At 55.3% G+C, this 18,642-nt stretch carries 14 protein-coding genes and 1 pseudogene; 4 read left to right on the top strand and 11 right to left on the bottom strand.

The window, feature by feature from the left end; translation table 11 throughout:
• The first annotated feature begins 26 nt into the window (after positions 1-26).
• Both ACFPTO_RS22110 and ACFPTO_RS22105 read left to right on the top strand, forming a co-directional pair.
• Complete coding sequence (locus ACFPTO_RS22110; RefSeq protein WP_377714751.1) at positions 27-1,205, top strand: hypothetical protein; 1,179 nt, start codon at positions 27-29, stop codon at positions 1,203-1,205.
• A 317-nt stretch (positions 1,206-1,522) separates the two neighbouring features.
• Positions 1,523-3,016: a DUF6602 domain-containing protein gene (locus ACFPTO_RS22105; protein WP_377714749.1), complete on the top strand. Its 1,494-nt coding sequence runs from the start codon at positions 1,523-1,525 to the stop codon at positions 3,014-3,016.
• Between the two features lie 517 nt (positions 3,017-3,533).
• Here the strand turns inward: ACFPTO_RS22105 and ACFPTO_RS22100 are convergent.
• The 8 genes from ACFPTO_RS22100 to ACFPTO_RS22065 form a co-directional block, all read right to left on the bottom strand.
• The gene (locus tag ACFPTO_RS22100; RefSeq protein WP_377714747.1) at positions 3,534-5,396 is read right to left on the bottom strand and encodes a DUF262 domain-containing protein; all 1,863 of its coding nucleotides are present in this window, start codon (positions 5,394-5,396) and stop codon (positions 3,534-3,536) included.
• A 244-nt stretch (positions 5,397-5,640) separates the two neighbouring features.
• Entirely contained in the window at positions 5,641-6,222 is a 582-nt protein-coding gene (locus ACFPTO_RS22095; RefSeq protein WP_377714745.1) for a hypothetical protein, read from the bottom strand.
• A 688-nt stretch (positions 6,223-6,910) separates the two neighbouring features.
• Positions 6,911-8,149, bottom strand: a complete 1,239-nt coding sequence (locus ACFPTO_RS22090; protein ID WP_377714743.1) for an anti-phage dCTP deaminase — start codon at positions 8,147-8,149, stop codon at positions 6,911-6,913.
• Positions 8,150-8,215: 66 nt separating this feature from the next.
• Positions 8,216-8,560: a hypothetical protein gene (locus ACFPTO_RS22085; RefSeq protein ID WP_377714741.1), complete on the bottom strand. Its 345-nt coding sequence runs from the start codon at positions 8,558-8,560 to the stop codon at positions 8,216-8,218.
• Between the two features lie 124 nt (positions 8,561-8,684).
• The gene (locus ACFPTO_RS22080) at positions 8,685-10,406 is read right to left on the bottom strand and encodes a DUF4236 domain-containing protein (protein ID WP_377714739.1); all 1,722 of its coding nucleotides are present in this window, start codon (positions 10,404-10,406) and stop codon (positions 8,685-8,687) included.
• Between the two features lie 108 nt (positions 10,407-10,514).
• A complete protein-coding gene (locus ACFPTO_RS22075; RefSeq protein ID WP_377714737.1) occupies positions 10,515-11,369 on the bottom strand; it encodes an HNH endonuclease in 855 nt (284 codons plus the stop codon).
• Complete coding sequence (locus ACFPTO_RS22070; protein WP_377714735.1) at positions 11,366-12,016, bottom strand: OmpA/MotB family protein; 651 nt, start codon at positions 12,014-12,016, stop codon at positions 11,366-11,368. Before ACFPTO_RS22070 ends, ACFPTO_RS22075 begins: the two co-directional genes overlap by 4 nt.
• Positions 12,017-12,060: 44 nt before the next feature.
• A complete protein-coding gene (locus tag ACFPTO_RS22065) occupies positions 12,061-13,368 on the bottom strand; it encodes a hypothetical protein (RefSeq protein ID WP_377714733.1) in 1,308 nt (435 codons plus the stop codon).
• Between the two features lie 327 nt (positions 13,369-13,695).
• Here ACFPTO_RS22065 and ACFPTO_RS22060 point away from each other — a divergent pair, with 327 nt between their 5' ends.
• Positions 13,696-13,935 (top strand): PDDEXK family nuclease, encoded by a 240-nt coding sequence (locus ACFPTO_RS22060; RefSeq protein ID WP_377714731.1) that lies wholly within the window; start codon positions 13,696-13,698, stop codon positions 13,933-13,935.
• A gap of 213 nt (positions 13,936-14,148) precedes the next feature.
• Here the strand turns inward: ACFPTO_RS22060 and ACFPTO_RS22055 are convergent, their stop codons facing one another.
• Together ACFPTO_RS22055 and ACFPTO_RS22050 are read right to left on the bottom strand one after the other, a co-directional pair.
• Complete coding sequence (locus ACFPTO_RS22055; protein WP_377714729.1) at positions 14,149-14,469, bottom strand: hypothetical protein; 321 nt, start codon at positions 14,467-14,469, stop codon at positions 14,149-14,151.
• Positions 14,470-15,196: 727 nt separating this feature from the next.
• Positions 15,197-16,084: a PIN domain-containing protein gene (locus ACFPTO_RS22050; RefSeq protein ID WP_377714727.1), complete on the bottom strand. Its 888-nt coding sequence runs from the start codon at positions 16,082-16,084 to the stop codon at positions 15,197-15,199.
• A gap of 817 nt (positions 16,085-16,901) precedes the next feature.
• On the opposite strand from ACFPTO_RS22050, the pseudogene ACFPTO_RS22045 reads away from it, so the two are divergent.
• Positions 16,902-17,015 (top strand): annotated as a pseudogene (locus ACFPTO_RS22045) (transposase); the annotation flags it as partial.
• Positions 17,016-17,211: 196 nt separating this feature from the next.
• Here ACFPTO_RS22045 and ACFPTO_RS22040 read toward each other — a convergent pair.
• Positions 17,212-18,531 (bottom strand): reverse transcriptase domain-containing protein, encoded by a 1,320-nt coding sequence (locus ACFPTO_RS22040; RefSeq protein WP_377714725.1) that lies wholly within the window; start codon positions 18,529-18,531, stop codon positions 17,212-17,214.
• Positions 18,532-18,642: the final 111 nt, after the last annotated feature.

Here is an 18,642-nt window from a genome sequence, read left to right as displayed (position 1 = left end):
TGCTCCCCGAGCTTCCGGAGCGGCTCGTGGATGACGAGCAGAGCGCTTATACGCTCATCGTGCTCGTCACCGGGGAATATCTCGACGAACACGCAAACCAGGAGCGAACGAAAATCGCATTCCAGTCCGATGAAGAGCCTGAACTGGAGCAGACTCTCGTGTCCCGCCAAGCTCTCAATAAAGGTCTGGCTACCACGCTTCGCTCCGCCCTGGCCACCGACCTGAGAGTCACCAACGACGAGAAGATTGCCCAGATTGGCCGCTTTGTCGAACGAGCCCCTGAGTACAGGGTGCTCACCCAGGAGAAGTATCGTCCTCTTCTCGAGCAACGCGTTCAGCCCGGACTCCGGGATGAGCAACTCGACGAAGCCCTGCTCCATATCCGTCGCGATATCGAGGACGGCATTCGCGCCGAGGAGCGTCATGTCGCAGCGCTCATCGAAACGGAATCATTTGAGGCGTATCAGGAACGCATTAGAGGGCTCATGGAAGAGATGAACGACGTGGGCAAGGCGAAGCTCGCCGACTACGTTGCGCATCGACGCACCATTCTCGACCTCGTTGACCAGAGCCTCAAGCGCGTACAGAGCGACCAGAAATACCCTTTCGAGAAAGTCCTTCACAAGATGATTTTCCCGATGGGCGCGACCTCAAAGGACATCTTCCTTGACCAGCAAAACCTCTGGCTGATTGACGAGCGGCTTTGCTTTCACACCCTGCTGACGTCGGACAAGAAGCTGAATCAGGTTGCGGGACTGGAAGGGACCTCTGGCAAGGAACCGGACATCTTCGCGTTCTTCTACGACACCCCGATTGGCGTGGCAGAGCCCAACAACCTCCCGGGCGGTGGAGTGGTGATTATCGAATTCAAGCGCCCCGGGCGCGACAACTATGACAAGGACCCGGCTGACCAAATCATTCAGCGCTTTGTCGAAATCAATCAAGGTGGGGTGAAGGATATCGACGGACGCCCTATCAACCCGACGGGCATACGGTACACGGGCTATCTCATCGCCGACCTGACGCCAACACTGCACCGGCAGGTTGCCATGCGATATCACCGGACCGCCGACCACGAAGGCTACTTCTACACGCTACCTGGCGGTAATGGCTCAATCGAAATCATCTCGTACGACAAGCTGCTTCAGGATGCAAAGCGTAGAAATCGGGTGCTCTTTGACAAGCTTGGACTGCACAAGCATTGACGACTCGCGACTTCGTCGTTACGACAGTACATCGACGGCATCCATGCACCGTGGCCTGTGCCTAAGCGCCGCTATCTAGATTGCCGCCTCTTCGTCGACCATTTTGCGCGACAAGTGTCGAACGATACTTTACCGGCCGGCGAAAGAGAATGTTGGAGCCGACCTGAAAGCTCCCGACACCGAAGACCGTGAGTTCCAGCCTAAGGCTCGTTTCGTTTGTCATACGGTATCGTTCGTCGATTTGACATCGTTTTGGCCGCCACACCCGGCGATGTCAAAGGTAAGATTTGTCCTTTGCCGCTCAACCAACGCTTCCGATGTCCAATCCAGTCGCAGAACAACTCTACTCGACCTCGAATCGCCTCCAGTTTCATCCCCCGTATATGGACTCCGAGTTCGTGCCCGGTAACATTTACGACCCGTCGTCGCCGTGGGACCAGCTACGAGGTGGCGCGCTAATTCCAAGCGGCCGCTCATTGCTTGTAGCGGCGGGAAACGTGGAAAATCCGGCAGGCCCCGAGAGCGTTGTCGAGTGGCTCTCGGGACATAAAGGCAAGATTGCCTACAACCTGCTAACTGACGCTGAGGGTTGGAGGCACGCCGGCGTTGACGTATCAAAATACTTCATGGTCGTAAACGCCATCAACGCAATTTTGCGCGATGCGACTGGCTATAAAATGTCAATTCAGGAGCTTCTTGACGCCCTGAATGCTGACTCATCATTAGACAGGTACATCATCGAAGACGCAATTCGCATGTACGCGACGCTGGGGTATTTAAAGTTCGTCAAACAGGAAAAAGGCATTCAAGTTCTCTTCTCCGACGCAAAGCGATACGAGTACGAAAGGCGCTCTTACCTTAGAAGCTTCGCCGACGAACTAGTGTTGAAGAGCCGACGCATCGATTCCCTGATACGCCACTCCGGCACTATAGGCTCGTACCGCGAGGCTCTATTACGAAGTATGCTGAAGCGCTTGCTACCAGCGAGATATCACGTTGACACCGGTTTCATTGAGGACTGCCCACGGCAGCTCGATATCATCATCTGGGATGGCGGCAATTATCCAGCGCTTTTCCGCGAGGCCGATGTCGTCGTTGTATCTCGCGCTTCGGTGCGCGCTGTGATTGAGGTCAAAACGACCCTGAATTCCGGCACACTTCGAGAAGCGCTTGACATCATCTCGGGGACTTTTTCCGAGGACGGACGTGTGCTTCCGGTTTTCAAAGGGGTATTCGCATTCGAGACAAAATATGTAGACGACCGCGATGGCGCAAGAGTGTGGCTTCAAAGTCTCTACAACGAAACTAGTGAAACCGGGAGCTACAAATATCCCCTCAAGTCGTTCTATTCCAGCGTAACCGCGGTGTGTGTGCCGAATCGGACGTGCATCCTTCACGGTTACAAAGACTCAGAGAACGAGCATATTCATCCTCAACCTTGCCTGATTCAGCCAGCGACCGTGGAACCTGGAGACTGGCAAACCGCTAGGTTCCTGCAAACGTTGCTGGAACATTTGATTTTGGACCGGGACGCGAAGAAGGCAGCGGTCAAAGAATTCAGCCGAACATCGACAGATGTCGCGTATCGCGACCACGTCACCATATTCGGCGATATTTGGCACCCTTCGATGCTAGTACATGACCTCCCGCAGACGATGTATCCACCTACATCCAAGCAATATGTTCACGCGCTTGAGCTTTTCTTTGAAGGCGCATTGGACGAGCGGGACGTTATCGATAGGACCAGGAATTGGAAGCCCACGAACCAAGCCGCTCCAAAAAGTGACGCCAGAGCCGACAAATCCCTGTAGACGTTACGCCGGGAATGCGGATTGGCACTCTCCCAAGCCCGGCATAGTGCCTCGCTCCGCTTCGTCTGCCACCAAGCAGTCTTCGCGCGCCTTAAAAGCGTGATTCAGACTTGCATTCGCCACGCTTGACGGAAGGTCACGGATGCACATCACAAGTCGCCGGCCCTCGAACAGATGGTGGCCAACTTAAGTCTTCGCAGCCGTGGTAGGGGGCAGCCAACCGGAAGGCATCAGTACCCGAAGAAGCATACCTGCGTATAGCTGACTACTACTCGCGGATGCCCCCAACGATGGATTCCGCCGGAAGCATCGCAACCTATCTGGACTGGTTCACACCGGCGCCGTGAGACCACAGGTCGCTCGTCTGAGTGCGTGACCCGGGAAATCCGGGACACGCACGTCAGGCTACGCCCTACCGGTTTATAAAAAAAGTCAGAGCACCAAGGGAGTCACTGGAACACCGGCGTCAACAGCGACGAACAGCAAGCGCGGGCCTGTAGCTAGACTAGGCAGAACTTTAGCCTCTGCTCCAAAGCTTCAATGCACGCCCCAACAATTCACGTCCACGCACTTCAATTGTTGACTCGTCCCAGCTATTAAAGCGATTTAGAACGCCGTTGATTGGCGACACTGAGTGCGTAAGAATCTCATCGCGCTTAATCTCCCACGCAGCGTTTTTCATAGAGCTGTTCAGGCTTCCGGTGATGAGCGTCAGGTTGCCGAACGTTTGAATCAGTGCGTTGCGCCGACGACTCTCGGCCACACCTGGCGCTTCCTCGTTGGCAAACCACGCGTGCTCAACACCCGCTGAACCATCTTGGAGAGGCCAGTGGGCCACCCAGCCTTGCGGCATGATGTGTTCGACCGTGAGCGGTGCGGTGGTGTTGACGTTCTCTGATTTCGACGACCGATACGTTTCGCTGATGCGCCACAGGACGTGCGTCAATCTCAGATTGTTGAGCGAGTGGTATGCGCTGTTACCCATCCATGCCGAAGACACAGTGTCGTCGCTCGGCCATTCGTCAGTCGCACTTTTGAGTGACGTCAGGTATTCACGGACGACCTCGGCAGTCGCTGCCTTGTTGCGAATGGCCCGCGTGAGGCCCATGAATATTCTGTTGTACGCCTTCGCTTCGCCGCCACAAATCGCACGACGCACAAAGTAGCTCTCAAGCATTCCAGCAGTTTCGGACATGTCGGTATCCGTAGCGCCCATGTCAAGCAATGCTAGAAGAGGTGGGTAGGCCGTGCTGACGTCGAAGAGGTTCAGAAAGTGGGCCAATCCGCCAAGTAGTGGAGACTCGTGAGAAACCGAAAGCATCCGGAAATGGTCGCGCTGTCGGGCAAGCGCTGACAGCTCTTCCTCAACACTTGAGAAAGGCTTCTCGCGTTCAACCCAGTGCTTGTACTCGACAAAAAGATGCTTGATTGGAATATCCCGAGCCTGCTTACTGGCAAGGTAGTGTTGGATGAAAAGGTCACTTCGGGGTCGACGAAGTCGGCCTTGCGTCACCTCTTCACGCCAGAACGGCTCGTCGAATGTGGACCAATACTGCTCGTAGAGCTGTTCCTGTTTTTCCCCGAGTCGAGCGGCTCGCAAGAATATGTAGTTTCGGAGGAGGTCTGCCGGGAGGAGTGGTTCGCCCCTCGCATTGAGCGTTTCGAAAATGACCTGGGCGTCGTCGCCATCGCCCAAATCAATCGCCACAACCTTCAGCGCGGTCTTGAGTGCCTCGAAGCATGCTTCAATGCGTTGCTCCATCGCGATGTCATCGCCGACCGGAGGTTCGTCGGGCGCACCCTTGAAAAAGGCGGATATCTGCTCGTGGAAGAACAGGTATGCCTCCACCATGCGTGGCCGCGGATTGAATTTTCTCGCGTATGGTCGACGGGTTAGGGGGTGAATCTTCTCCAGGGAAGACTTTGAGCCAGCCGTGAGGACGTCCATAAACTGGGGACGGTCAGAAAGCGTAGGCCAAACTTTGAATTTTTCAACTTCGGGTTCCGCCATTCTTCCCGAATTGAGCGTGTACTTCTCACACTCCTCAGCGAATTCATCTAGATTTTCCTCGCGGCAAAAATCCCGGAATGCGGCGAGGAATATCTGCAGTGTTGTCAGACGTTGTTGGCCGTCGATGACGCTTCGCCGTTCGACTCGGCCGACGTGTGTCTGCTTCTGGTCAAGAACCATTGCGCCCAAGAAATGCACAGGGGCATCTCGACGGTCGTCAATAAATTCCGTGAATTTCCGCGATATGTCTTCCCAGAGAGGCTCCCATTGATGTTCACGTCCCCATACATACTGTCTTTGGAACATCGGGATTTCGAGTCGCATCTTTCGTTCGAAGATGTCTAGTAATGCAATTGCATTTGCATCCATCTGATGGTCTCTCAGGTTTCGTTTGTTTTGGCGAATGGACTTGGCCGAACGTGATAATAACCAAGAACAAAGAACCGCCGATAGCTACGTCACCAAAAACCTTCAACGCGGCAATTGCCGATTACGAAACGTCTCGGGGAGGATGGAAACTACCGCTTCTTCGCATACCTTTACACATTGCGCAAACGTCGGGAGACGGTAAAGTTCTCGCGTTCTGTCGCACGAGGCTACAACCCCACCTTTGCTACCACCGCATGCGTCCAGCAACGTGCCGGTCGATGAACTGACTGTAATCGTCAACGTTCGTCAGTTGGTGCTTGTAGTTTGCGGCCAATCCCATGCACGACTTGCGAAAGGAATTGCCACCAAATCCGTCGTATCCTGACTCGCGCTGTGCGCCGTTTGCGAGCAGTTCGCACCACCGTTTCACGGTGGTGACCATTGCGAGCAGTTCCTCCCGGTCCAGGGAGAGCCCCGTCAGCTGACCATGGAAGACCTTGTTTCTGACGTCGTACGCAGCTTTCAGAGCGACACGCAATCGTGCGTACTCGTCGCCCACCAGGTCGCTAACCGAAAAGCCAGCAAGAGCGTCAATGCCAGAGATGAACCCCGTGAAGTACGCGTTGCGGCACCTCTCCAAAGTTGCTATCAGGTCGGGGACGCTGTGCTCGTTGAAGGCCTCGCACTGAAACACCAGATAGGTGAAGAGCCGACGGACCTGGCGCTCCATTTTCACTATGGAGAGAGTGAACGCATCGACTCCACGCGTCTCGGCTTCAGACAGCTTGATGATGTCCACAACCGCGAATTCCTGCTCAAAGCTCATGCTCACTCCGCACATGAAAAACGGCATCTTGGCACCGGCGTCGAGTTGCTGTTGTCATCAGTTGTCGAAGAGTCGATGCCCCTGACAAGCGAAGTGGGCGCTCACTGAAACGCAAAACGCCATGCTGTCGGTGTAGTAGGTTGTGCAGCGGTGCGCGCGATTCATGAGTGGCCTGCGACACTGCCGCACAGTGTAAGAATTACGCAGAAATCGAGTGGTACGCAATCGGGCGTTCGGTGGCGAGCAACCGTTACGCGTTATCGGAAGGCGTGGCACCAACTTCCCTAGTGTCGGAAGGTTCAACACTCGAAGAGCGGCGAGCGTGCTGGCAAGGCAGCGTTGCGATGGAAGTACCGTCAACGGGAGCGATGCGGTTAGCGGCACTGCCCAACATTTAGACGGCACGCAATGGGAGGAATCGCGCCGAGTAGATAGTCCTCGACGCATCATTCAATTAGAAATATTTAACCTTGTGTGCAATCTTTTGCAACAATCGCACGCTATTGGCGCCAGCTGAAGAGGCACGCTGACGCTTGAACTGACTGAGGCAAAGGACGTTTGCGGTCGGCCGTTGTGCGGCTGCCGGCTCTGACGACAAGAGGCCTTGGAGCACCGTACGGGCTTCGTGAGCTTCCGGCTCAAAACACAGCGAGAGCTGCTCTTCTCTAACCATGTCATCCTCTCTGGGTCATTTTGCGTCGCCTGCATCTGCCTCAGATGCTTGGCGTCCTTTCACGGATGACGCATCGCCATCCAGTCCCGTGGATTGTAGTTCACGGACCGCCAGCGCTTCAAGGGTTGGAATGGCCTCCAGGGTTATTGCGGTGACCGGGTAGGCGGGACGCACCTTCATTGCGCCAGAACTGCTGTCTTTCCGACCGTTTTCGTGAGACGAGAAGAACTTCAAGAATCGTGATGGCGCTACGCCGTCGAATGGCATGATGCGAACCTTATTCTTGTCCGTCTCTCGGTCCGTAATGGCATCCGAGTGTAGTTTAGTTGCAAGGCTCTTTCGATACGGCTCAAGGAAGTACACCTCCTCGATGCCTGCGGCGACGATATGCCTCGCGCATGAGTGGCATGGGTAAGTCGTCACAAAGAGTTTGCCGCCTTTCACCTCAGACCCGTGGATTGCGCCTGCGCTCAACAGGGCATGCATCTCCGCATGCACGGCGCGCGAGAATTCAATCAAGCTCCGGAGCTGACTATCATGGCGCATCAGCTTGTAAGCTTCTTCGCGCTTGTCTGCTGCGATAATCTCTTTGTCGACCATCTTTGCGACGACGGCATCCGCGATGGCAGACTTCTCAATGTCGTTGAAGCAGCGGCCACCTTCAACGTTCCAGCATCGATGGTCGCTGTCAAATGACTCGCCAGCATCCGTTGTTTCGTAAAGACCGCCAAATGGACGCGGCACATCATTCCACCCGACTGAAATGACGCTACCAGCCTTGTTCGTGAGGGCCGCGCCGACCTGCCGTGAGAGACACGCCGAATTGCGCGCTGCGGAGAAGGCTGCGTACATTGCGCGCTCGTTGATAGTCGGTGTCGCGATGCGCGTGCCAAGCATCAAATCCAGGAAACGCTTAACTCGGGCCTTTAATTGGGAATCTGTGCCCTTATCTGCACGCAAGAAGAAGTCGGACAACGGGAATGTATCCTGGACGCGCTGACCATAATCGAGCTCCTCACCCGAGTCGCGGTCGATGAGCCTGTAGACATCGTCGCCGCGCGAAGCGCGATTGGCTAATCGGTCCACTCGCAGTTCGATGGGCGTGTACACACCGACAACGTGAAGCATGTCACCATACACGGACCGCAACAGACGCAGCTCGTCGATGTGCTTAATTGAGTCGATGATGTGGCACCGCCGCTCGGAAACGGTCGGCCGAATAACATCGCGGTCGAGTTCATTATCTGGAAACAATAGCGGCTGGTGAGATTGCTCATCCTTGCGCTTGTTTTCATTGAGCCTCTCGCGCTCCAGTGTGATTTACTGGATAGCTATTCGGGCGAGTACAGCGTTGCCGTGGTCATGCCTCAGCTTGTTGCCTGCTTCAATCAGCTCGTGCGTGGAGCACTTAGTCTCCTCAAGACCAGACAAATGGCGAATCACATCGCTTAGCCGGATGATGTCGACCTTGCTATAGGAATAGTCTGTTTCATGAAGCAAGGATTTGAACATCTGCGCGACTTCGTGCAGTGGGGTCCCCATCGGCCCACAAAGAGCAATCACTACCTCTGGTGTTCGCGACTTGTCTATGGTCGTTTGGTCATCAAGACGTTCGCGCTTCCCTCGTCCGGATGACGTTGCGACAACTGCAAGATTGCTCTTCATGGCAATACTCCTCGAAGGTGGCCGAACTGTGACCTGCCACCAATTTTGAGTCTCATCAGTTCACCGTTCAAGCCGGGCAAGCCCACCGTCGACGTGTCGGAGACGCCCATCCGTTTGCGCTCCGTCAATCGGCGCGGACGTTGCCAGTGTCAGCGATTTGCTGAAGCACCGTCTTCTGGGCCGCATACCATCTCACCAGGCATTCGCGGTCGTGGCAGGTTTGCTCACGATAGTTCCACTCCGCCCGCGTTCGCTCCCTGAAAGCCGCCTGGTCGGTAGCTGCCGCCTTCGCCTTCGCATAGATTGCTGCCAGCGCCACGTCGTCCGCCGCGAGCCCAGCGTCGGAGCAAATCAGGTGTTCGGCGTCCGAGCGCGCCTTGCTGCAGTCAAAGCTGGTCTGTAGAACCGATTCCACGGGAATGGTTGCGGCTGACGCAGTGTCGGCGCCGGAAACTGACAGCGCTTCGTTTGCTTTCAGCCAGTCCTGCAGCGGCGTCGATTCCAATGGAAGGTCCTTCCAAGTGACTCGCTTGGCGACGGATTTTCCAGCAGAGGCATCGACTGTTTCTCTGAACACAATGTCGCCCTTGCCCGTAGCCTCGTTGATTGCGAAGGCGGCGTTGTCCGACGCGCACGCTTGCGCCTTGCAGCCTTCCCCCACGATGAAGCCGTCTTTCTCGTAAATGCCGCCGGAGCTGGTAACGGTGATGCGGTCCACAAACTTCCTCCAGTCGGCGCGCGAAATGGGATAGAACGCTGTCCGGAAGCGCTTGTCCGTCACTACGTCAGAGGGGTATTTGCCAACGAGCCACCTGAAGTCAGAACGCTGCGAGTCCCCTTGTCCATCAGCGGCTACGTTTACCGCTGAGGCAACAGCGGCATCATTTACAGACGCCGCTGTTGCGTCTTGCTGGTCACGATGGGTTTGCTGGTAGATAGCGAACACAGCAATCCCAATAGCAAGTGCGCCAAAGACTGCTGCTTTCATCTCCATCAACTCATTGGTTTCAGCAAGAGCCGGGCGCGGCGAAATTTCGGCCTCTAGTAATGAATCGAAGCGCGCGTTAGCCGCCTCGAGCGCCTCGATTACCGCCGTCCTTTTCTTGTTGAACTTCGAGATACTGAACCAGCCATACCAGAATGCAACGGCGAGAAAAACGAGGCCGATAGAGATACTGCCCAAGAAGATGAAGAACGAGCCCAAAAGTCCGACAAGAAACGGGGCAATGGAGTTCGGCGCCTTCGGCCACGAGAGTACGGTATTTGCCAGTGACACCGCTTCGTTAGCAAGCGGTCCTCGCTGCCCGAGGCCGGCTTCACATTTCCGTTCAATTTCATAGACGGCCAGCATCGCTTTCTCTTTTTCTGCTAGCGATATCGAGCCGATGTCGACCGCAAGCCTGATGGCCTTTGTGGTCGCTTCAAACTCCCGAGTGAGAGTCTCCAGAAAACCCTGATGCTCTTCGAGCGTTACTGCCTCGGGAAGGTCATCGCGTCGTACGTAGACCCCATGCGAGAAGAAGTATTGCAGGAGTGCATCGCCGGTGCGCGCCTGAACCTGGGCGACGAAATCACGCGCAGCCTGTTCCCTCTTCGACAGCCGCTCGGTGCTCGCTATATCAATGCGGCTACTGCCGGCAACGACAGACCGAACTGGACTCGCCGTTCGCCTCGCATTGAGGTTATGCGTATAGCGGATGCCAGTCCCTGGAATGCCGGCAGTGACCCGGCCACGTGTGTTGTACGTTAGCCCTTTACCCCCTATCGATGTACTGATGCCGCTCTTGCTCACATTCACCCGAATGCCGGGTGCAATCTTAATGCTCCTTCTGAAGCCCCATCCCATTTGTGCTCCCCTTGTACTCTCGATTCTTCGTATTTGCCCATCGGGTGTCGGCCCATGGTTCGAAAAGGCAAGCGCTCATCGCGCGGCCCGACCCCAACGGCAAAAGCATCAGGTATACCTACGGTAACGCTCCGAAAACTCTCGATAGTCCGGCAGACTTTTCATGTGAGCATGCATCAGCTCCTCCGCGTGGCAGCCGATGCATAGAACCTTCAAGTTTCCATCGGTGTTGTCGTGCTTCTGCCCGTTCTGATGATGCACATGCAGAAACTTGGCCTCGACTCCAGGCAAAACGATGTCACACTTCTCGCACTTATAACCGCGGCGGCTACGCGTTCTGGCCGAAACGTCGGGCCAATCGTCGGTATACGTGTTAATCGAAGCAGTGGCCGACGAATGCTTGGGCGTAACTGACAGCAGGTCTTTCGGGTATTTGTCGAAAAATTCCGTGAGTCGGAACTGGTCGACGATGGAAAGGCGGCGCGGACGAGCCATCTGCATATCAAAGCCCTTCCAGCGGATATGGGCGAGACAATTCTGGCAAACATCCAACTTCATCGGCTCGGACTTTATGCCACTGTCCAGGACGTTTACGTGAAACAGACCCGAATCCGAAATCGCTACAACATACCGCTCAGCCCGATGATTCCTGTACATGGTCTCGAGCGTACGGCAGTGCGCGAAATGGTACTTGGGCATACTTCCGCGATTACCGATGGTCGGGACGTCTCGGATATAGACCAAGACGCGGTAGCCCTTATACGCAAGCGTACCGTCGTCTAGTACCTGAATCTGGTCAGCAGTTACATCAATGCCCGCGCCTTGTAGCCTGTCAATCACCGGCAACTCAATTACGGTGACTACGTGCTGCACGCCAAATCGCTCAACCAAGGGCGCACCCATTTTGCTCCGCAGGCCGTTCAACGTCGACCAAGTCAGGAAGTCCGGTAATTTGATGGTCATTTCTGTAACTTCTGAGCAATGAGGTCCATCTTATCGCTCGCATTGGTCACAATGCGGAACTCGACGCGCTGATTGGCTAGTTGCGCTGCAGCCGAATGCTCATCGGACGTTAGCGGATGTGACGACGAGAGGCCATTCGCCGTCACATGCTGAATCAGCCACTTCTCCTTTGGCTGCACCTTCTGAAGTGACAACAGGTATTCGAGGGTGCTGCGAGTGCGTGCCTGTGAGAGTGCCATGTTATTGAAGTACGCAGTACGCTCGTCCGTTGTCCCAGCCCATGCGGCACTCGTATGACCCTCGATGCGGACTTCCTTGACGGCATCCTTAAACTTCGGGGACGTCAGCAGTGCCACGTAGCGTGGGAAGAACTGCCCCAGTACCTCCTTGAACCGCGGGCGAAGCTCCGAAGAACCCGTTGCGAACAACACTGTCGGTTCATTGAACCTGATGGTCATGTCGCCAAGGATTTCGGCGTTCCATTGCTTGAGGTCCTTCTCGAACTCCTTCTGCAGTGCAAGCTGCATATCCTTCTTCGTTGTCTCATACTCTTTCACAACCAACGTGGTCGTTTTCTCGACGCGAAGCATGAACGCTGCCGTCAAAAGCATAAAGACCAGCATTAGGCCGGTCATCAAGTCGGCCATCGGTATCCAGTGCGACTGATTGCTTTCCGAATCCACTCGTCACCTCACGCCGTGCCAGCAATGCGAACGACCTCGCGAAGGCGGTCGGTAAGCGGCGTATAGTCCGCCACGAACTTTTCGGACAACGATGCCAATTGACGACCAAGCGACTCGAGACTCTTATTGAGCTCTTCCTGCAAGCCCTTGTCGAGGGCGACGACGCTTTGACGCACTGCCTCCATCGAACGATTCAGGCCGTCGTTCACCTCAGTCTGCGACTTCCGCACAGTGTCCGTGAGCAGTTGCTTCATTTCCGAGGACGATGACTGCATCTGGGTTCCAAGGTTCTTGACGACATCTGATACGTCGGCTTGTACCTTCGCCACCCCTTGCTTCATGGACTCAGTCATCTCATCGACCTTCTTGGCGAACTGCGGGGTAACATCCTTCATCTGGAGCAATACCTCAGCCATCGAGCGCTGTGACTGGTCAATCAACTGATGTTGATGCGCGAGACCGCGCAACGTGCTTTCAAGCGCCTGAGCAGTGGCCGCGAATCCGCCCGCACGTTCGATAAAGACACCGAGCCCTGCCGATGCGTTGCGCAAGTCCTCCGCCGAATCCTTCTGGAGTGCTTGCAGATTATCGAGCTCCTCCTTGTACTGTTGTTGCCAAACGACCAGCTTCTCGACGGCAGCGTTGAGATGGCGGAAGTTCTCACCGAACTGCTCACTAATCTTCGCGTTGAAGTCCCTGATTACCTCTTTCAGCGCCTCGATGAGCGCCTTCGAGCCATCTTCGGACATGCGTTGCGCGAACGTATCGAAAGATAAGCGGAGCGAGCGCAGTTCATCACCTTGCTCTTGCCGCATCAATTTGAGCTGCGTGAGAAGGCTACCTTCCTCTGTGCCGGACAAGCTGCGCTGGAGAGCTTGCGTCGCGGCGACGACATCATCGAGTGTGGCCGACTTCGGCGCGCCTTCAGTTTGAGGAATCGGGTCCTTGTGGGTGTAGTGCCGATATCGAAGAACAAGTGAGCCTAGCACTCCGCTAACCGATGCCCAAAAGGCCGTTTTCACGCCCTCGAGGAGATGCGGCACGCTGTCCGAGACATTGGTCGCATCGAAATTCAGCAGCGCCAATGCGATGCTGAAGAAGCAACCCAGGATACCCACGGTCGTCAAGACTTCCGGACCATGCGAAACAGAGAAGCGGTTAAATTTGTGAAAACCGAAATACCAAGTCAGGACGGCGTTCGCCCCGATAAAGAACAGCGTCGGGCCATCGGTCAAGATTGCAGAGGCCGATTCACTCGCATAGGCGCACGGTGCCAGCAGGATGCCCAGAAGGCAAATTGCGATTCTCAACTTCATTATTGATTGGTCTCAGTGTGGTTTCGTTGTATGCAAATTGCATACAACAGAGGCCTTACATCCGCTGTGCTTTGACAGTGATGCAGTTCTCAATTTTTGTTACTTAGGGTTAGATTCTCGCAGAACTTGAGGGGATTGGGCCACAGGACATACCGGACTCAAGGTCTGGCAGTTCACCGGCAGCGAATGCAGCAGCGAGGCCGTTTAAGTGCGTCCCAGTCGCCACCGCTCCCTAACTCGGCTCGACAGGACAGATTCCCTCTAGTCACCTGTCATAATTTGAGGTGGTAAAACGGTGCGCGTCAAAAGCGAACGGGAGAAAGAGCCATGCGGGATAGCACACCAACGATTCTCATCTACAAAAGAACGCATAAAGGTGTCGGCTCCAGCTATGCGTGGTCCGCCCAGGTTGATGCCCTGCTTTGCATCGCGGACGAAGACCCGGTGGCCGGAATCGAGTTGGATTCAGCGCATTACGACACCGACGATTCCGCTGAGCGCGACGAAATGAAGCACTTGCTGTTCAATCTTTCGGGGGCTATTCTTAATACGCATCCACGCTGGTGACGAGAAAGTCGTTCGCGCCGAGGACGTCTACGACCCACTGATGCGTGAATCGAAAACGCTCGACGCTATTCGGCCGCGTAAGCCCCACCTGCGCCGAACGCACGACTTTTTGGTGCCGGCCGGAGTTCATGCGCCGACGGCGAGCATTCTGTAATGGAACAGGCATCCCCGACTGCTGGCAGTCACCTGTGCGTCGTTCGGCAACGCAGCGCACTACCGCTTGGCGAACGCGCTCAACATTCGGAGGAACATGTTTGTCTCCGGCGCTTTCGATTGCTGAGGCTGATGTGTGGCAACTCCATATGCTTTCAACATTGGAACGATGATGTCCGCGCAGTACTGAATCGCACGAATTTCGCGCTGGTCAAGCTGCGCCGCCCAACCATCATCGTGCTGGATTAACTTCATCCTCTGCGGTGCAATGTACTCCTTGGACCACACATCGGTCGGCATCGGAAGCTGCAATTCTTGATAGAGGGCCACCCGATTCTTCCCTTCGTTAGCGAGATACAAGCCAAGGGGTTCGATATGCATGCATCGAGGGTGGGGGTCTAGACCTCGCGTTCCACCGACCTTAGATGACCATTCCCCAGTCTCGATGAATCGGGCAACTTGTCGCTCACAGCACTCGAGTGCCTGCTTACGCTCCGGACCATTGAGCGCCGCGGCCCGCCATCTCCCACTTTCCCCGACTACCACGGAAGGTTCCAACCATAAGACGCCTCTTTCTTTCCCTTTGCCACTGCATTCCTCTTCGGCAACGTCGAAAAAAGGGAGGACGGCGCGGATGAACGTCCACGGGGAGATGGTCTCCCAGGTCGGAACCCACCCACGGGGGAAGGATGACACGAACTCCCCAACGTCATCCGACTTACCTGACTTGGAAAGCCATGCGTCTAGTGCGTACTTCCTCCGCACGAGTTGTTGGGACCAAGGCGCCAGACGTGAGTGCGGTTCTGTTTTGACGTGACTGAGATGCGGATTGATGTAGCGAATGCTCATTTTGCTCGGGTGTCATAGTCGACTTACTTCTTGAGGACCGTTCGCGAGGTGCCGACGAAACAGTACTGATATCGCCCGCGGTCGAACTGTCATTCCGGCTTGGTAAAGAGGAACGGACGTCAAGCTATGTACAATCGCCGCCGCCAATTTCTAACGGCTAATGGAGCGACGAGAATGGACCGGGCCCCTAGCGGAATAATTCAAGCCTGGTCGCCTGCCCCGCCCTAACGCGCGGGTTGCCTCGATGACCTATTGGCGGTCATGAGTTTTCCTCAGCGGGGCCGATTCCAAGTATGGCGTGAACTTTTAATAATGCTTCGCCTGTTTCAATTTTTCGCTGGCCAAATTCTGTGGCCAACATCGTCGAAACCTGTGCGAGGCTCTCGACGACGATTCCCAGCGGTCGAGCGATTGCCTCCAATTGCAACCTTAGCCAAGTTCGGGAAGTAGGGTTAACCATCGCGATACACAACACTGCCAACACACTGAGCCAGACCTCGCGTGGGATGTTCGCCGACGCTCTTTTTCCCGCAGAGTAGACAAACTTCGCTGCGCCCGACAATGCATTCAAGCCCAGTCCGCCAAGGGCATAGCCCCCCACCTGAAAGGTCACCTGAACGGCCGCCGCGCGTGAATAGGCACGCAAAGTCGCCATAACGGCGATAGGTGCGACCCTTCCGCCCATGGCGGCAATGTCCTTGTCGGCAGTAACAATGGTCGCACTGATAGTTCGTTGCAGCAGAATATAGGGAACATCCTTGGGGTCTCGATATTCCCCCCCATCACTCGGGACGTCGCCGACGTCTACAAAATTGATTAACGCTCGCAAACGCAGCCAGTGAGCACCCACGTCTTCATGCTTAGCTCCCTTCTCGATGATGAAAGGAATGTACTTTTCGACTTCGCTTTTGAGGAATGTGGGCGCCCATGCAATCACCGTTTCGACCTCGAGAACTTCAAGGAGTTCGGAACGCCCAAGGGGGTTCTTCCGCTTGGTTGTCGCCCAAATGAGTTCCCTGATGACCACATTGGCATCGAGAATCAGATTAACTTGAAAGAGTGACGCGAGTAGCGCGAGCGGTGTCCCGTCATCGTAGAGCTTTCTGTAATCTTTCAGCATATCGGAGCGAATGTTGCTATCACGCATGGTTCCCTCGTTTGTCTCCCTTTAGGTGTCAGGCCATCTCGACGCCATGAGAATCTAGCGCACTCGGCAGGCACACTCACCGAAAAAGGGAAAACGCCTCTCTGCCCGCAATATCGGCCGAGCCAAAAGCGCCAATGAGCGTGCAATCAGCAGCAACGCATTCAAAGGTGCTGTCCTGAAATGTGAGCACGAAGTGTTGACGAGGGTGATGGGCGGACACTTGCGGCCAGTGCATCGCGACTAGACGCGAGACCATAACCTCGTGTAGCGAATACCATTTTAGCCCCCGCCGAGCAAGCGGATGCCCGCGAAGCCTGCGCCATATAGCGACTATTACTGTACAAAATCCAAAACGTACAGTAAATCCGGGGCCAGTTCGCTTGAGGCAGGCGCAGCCCCGATTGGCTCGGTCCTCTATTACTGCTCCAACCGCTGGTACCGTACGCGATTCAGGAAGACGCACAGGTCAAACGGCATGGCCGGCAGACTCCACTCTCCGCCTACCTCCAATACGTCCTGCTACTGCGTGACACGCTCTTCCTGCTCACTATGAGTGGGTTCCATGTCCATCTGCTCAGCATACACCGGCAGGTCGTAGGCTCAGCGCTGCGTCTTAAGAGTCGTTTGTTCGGTACAAATTCTTGCTTTCGACTTTGTACCGAAAATCTCTATGATTCAGCACGTTACGCCCCGTGTTGTGCCGTCAAGTTGCAACATTTGCATAGGTTTGCTTAGCACTTTAAGTGGGCGAAATGCACTGGCGCACCAGGAGAGCGCCTATAGGACTGTGTTTTCGACTAATACCAAGCAGGAAGTGGTGGATGTGATGACGGGCCTGGAACGTCGGCGACGCTGGACGGCGGAGCAGAAGCTGGCGATGGTGCGTGAGAGCTTCCAGCCGGGAAAATCCGTTTCGTTGGTAGCGCGCCAGGAGATGAGCGAAACGGCGAGCGCGTGTATCTGCTCGTTGGCCGGCTTCCGATACCCGAAGAAGGGCCACTCAATGATGGAAAATGTACAGAAATCGCTGGGCCGAATTCGACTGAGTTTGTGACAAGAGCTACAGAGAGTTGGCTCCATCAGGTGGAATTGGTGGTGAATACCAAAAATCCAGCTTCGTCACACGCTCATTTGTTGCCTCCCTTAGGCAGTTTAGTTCCCGCACGGAACGCCACCAGTTCAGCGAAGTCAGATTTGAAATTAGTGTCATCAAGAAGCTGCATGCCCAGCAAGCGCTGACGCTCTACCACGTTCAGTGATTTCGTTTTTACGCTCCAATTTCGCCTAAAATCAGCCAGCTGTTGTTCAATGTCCTTGTCCAGCTGCTTGAAGATGCGCCGGTCCGTGCAAAACGAGAAAGCTGCACCCCACGCGCGCACGGTATTGGAGATGCGCCAAAGCGTGCTCAGCATCGTCGGGTCCGAAGCGAAAGTCATCGGCATAGGCGTACCTGTCTTCAGATGGCGTTGACTCGCGAGCGCCGCTATACAGAGCGCGTCGACTTTTGCCAGCAGAGAGTTACGCGCGCGCTTACCTGGCGAGATAGCCTCTGGCGAGACGTCACACCCGAGAAACGAGAACCCCTTCTTCGTCTCGCCCGTCGCGGCCTTTGACGAGTCGGATTCTTTACCTCGCGTCGGTGGGTCGTAAGCATCGAGCTTGAACTCGCCGAGCGCTTGTTTGAGCTCCTTCAGCCTCTTGAAGGCCTGACTTCGGTTGGGTGCAAAGATGATGAGGTCGTCGATGTAGCGCACTGACATGCAGTCGCCGCTGTTGAGATGGACGTCGATGTCATGCAATAGCAGGTTGCACAACAAGGGCGACAGGCAAGAGCCCTGTGCCACACCGCGCGACGAAAGCGGGAAAAGCTCTTTGTAATCCTTCAGTTCCGCGATGTTGGCAAGCTCCACCTGAATGGCAGTCTTCAGAAGCTCGTCGAACTGTGGGTCATCGGTGTGTTTCGTTACGATTGCAAGCAACGCATCTTTCGGAACCTGAGTAAAGAAGTCCTTGATATCGGTGCGAATGTAGTACGGGTAATGCACCGCACCTCGGTACGTTCGTTCGATGGCCTTTGCAACCCCGCCATCCTCTACACCACCGAAGTTGAACCACTTCTTCTGGACGCCCTTTACGAACTTCAAGTTACTCAGCACGTCGAGAATGGCCCGTTGTACGACGCGAGATTTGATGGGTGCAATGACGATAGGCCGACGTGTCGTCTTGTTTGCCTTCTTGGCCGCAACGCCGTGAGCCGGAGGGAATTTGAAGGTGCCTGCAACCAGCTCTTTGCGGAGCGCTGATAGATGCTTGTCGAGTGAAAGCTGGAAATTCTTCGCTTCGTCGCGGGTACTTTCAGATGTTGATTTCTGGGCGTTCGTGAGAACAGCGCGTGCCGCTTTGCGGAGATTCGGGGTGCGGCAAACCTTTTTATAGAGCGTGCCCATTCTTCCGGTTCTTGTTGGGTACGGGGCCGCATTGGTTCGCTTGCCCCTAGGAGTGCGTCGGATTTGAGGTGAGGCGTGAGTCCAGGCACCAGGTGATAACTGGGTTCGCGC

The organism is Paraburkholderia denitrificans (genome assembly GCF_042655705.1).
Lineage (GTDB): Bacteria > Pseudomonadota > Gammaproteobacteria > Burkholderiales > Burkholderiaceae > Paraburkholderia > Paraburkholderia denitrificans.
This window is presented reverse-complemented; position numbering and strand designations above follow the sequence as displayed.

Coding starts and splice junctions, on each gene's coding strand:
- ACFPTO_RS22085 (WP_377714741.1), bottom strand. CDS start 8,560: ATGAAGAGCAATCTTGCAGTTGTCGCAACGTCATCCGGACGAGGGAAG.
- ACFPTO_RS22055 (WP_377714729.1), bottom strand. CDS start 14,469: ATGCATATCGAACCCCTTGGCTTGTATCTCGCTAACGAAGGGAAGAAT.
- ACFPTO_RS22075 (WP_377714737.1), bottom strand. CDS start 11,369: ATGACCATCAAATTACCGGACTTCCTGACTTGGTCGACGTTGAACGGC.
- ACFPTO_RS22060 (WP_377714731.1), top strand. CDS start 13,696: ATGCGGGATAGCACACCAACGATTCTCATCTACAAAAGAACGCATAAA.
- ACFPTO_RS22070 (WP_377714735.1), bottom strand. CDS start 12,016: ATGGCCGACTTGATGACCGGCCTAATGCTGGTCTTTATGCTTTTGACG.
- ACFPTO_RS22080 (WP_377714739.1), bottom strand. CDS start 10,406: ATGGGATGGGGCTTCAGAAGGAGCATTAAGATTGCACCCGGCATTCGG.
- ACFPTO_RS22040 (WP_377714725.1), bottom strand. CDS start 18,531: ATGGGCACGCTCTATAAAAAGGTTTGCCGCACCCCGAATCTCCGCAAA.
- ACFPTO_RS22095 (WP_377714745.1), bottom strand. CDS start 6,222: ATGAGCTTTGAGCAGGAATTCGCGGTTGTGGACATCATCAAGCTGTCT.
- ACFPTO_RS22105 (WP_377714749.1), top strand. CDS start 1,523: ATGTCCAATCCAGTCGCAGAACAACTCTACTCGACCTCGAATCGCCTC.
- ACFPTO_RS22065 (WP_377714733.1), bottom strand. CDS start 13,368: ATGAAGTTGAGAATCGCAATTTGCCTTCTGGGCATCCTGCTGGCACCG.
- ACFPTO_RS22100 (WP_377714747.1), bottom strand. CDS start 5,396: ATGGATGCAAATGCAATTGCATTACTAGACATCTTCGAACGAAAGATG.
- ACFPTO_RS22050 (WP_377714727.1), bottom strand. CDS start 16,084: ATGCGTGATAGCAACATTCGCTCCGATATGCTGAAAGATTACAGAAAG.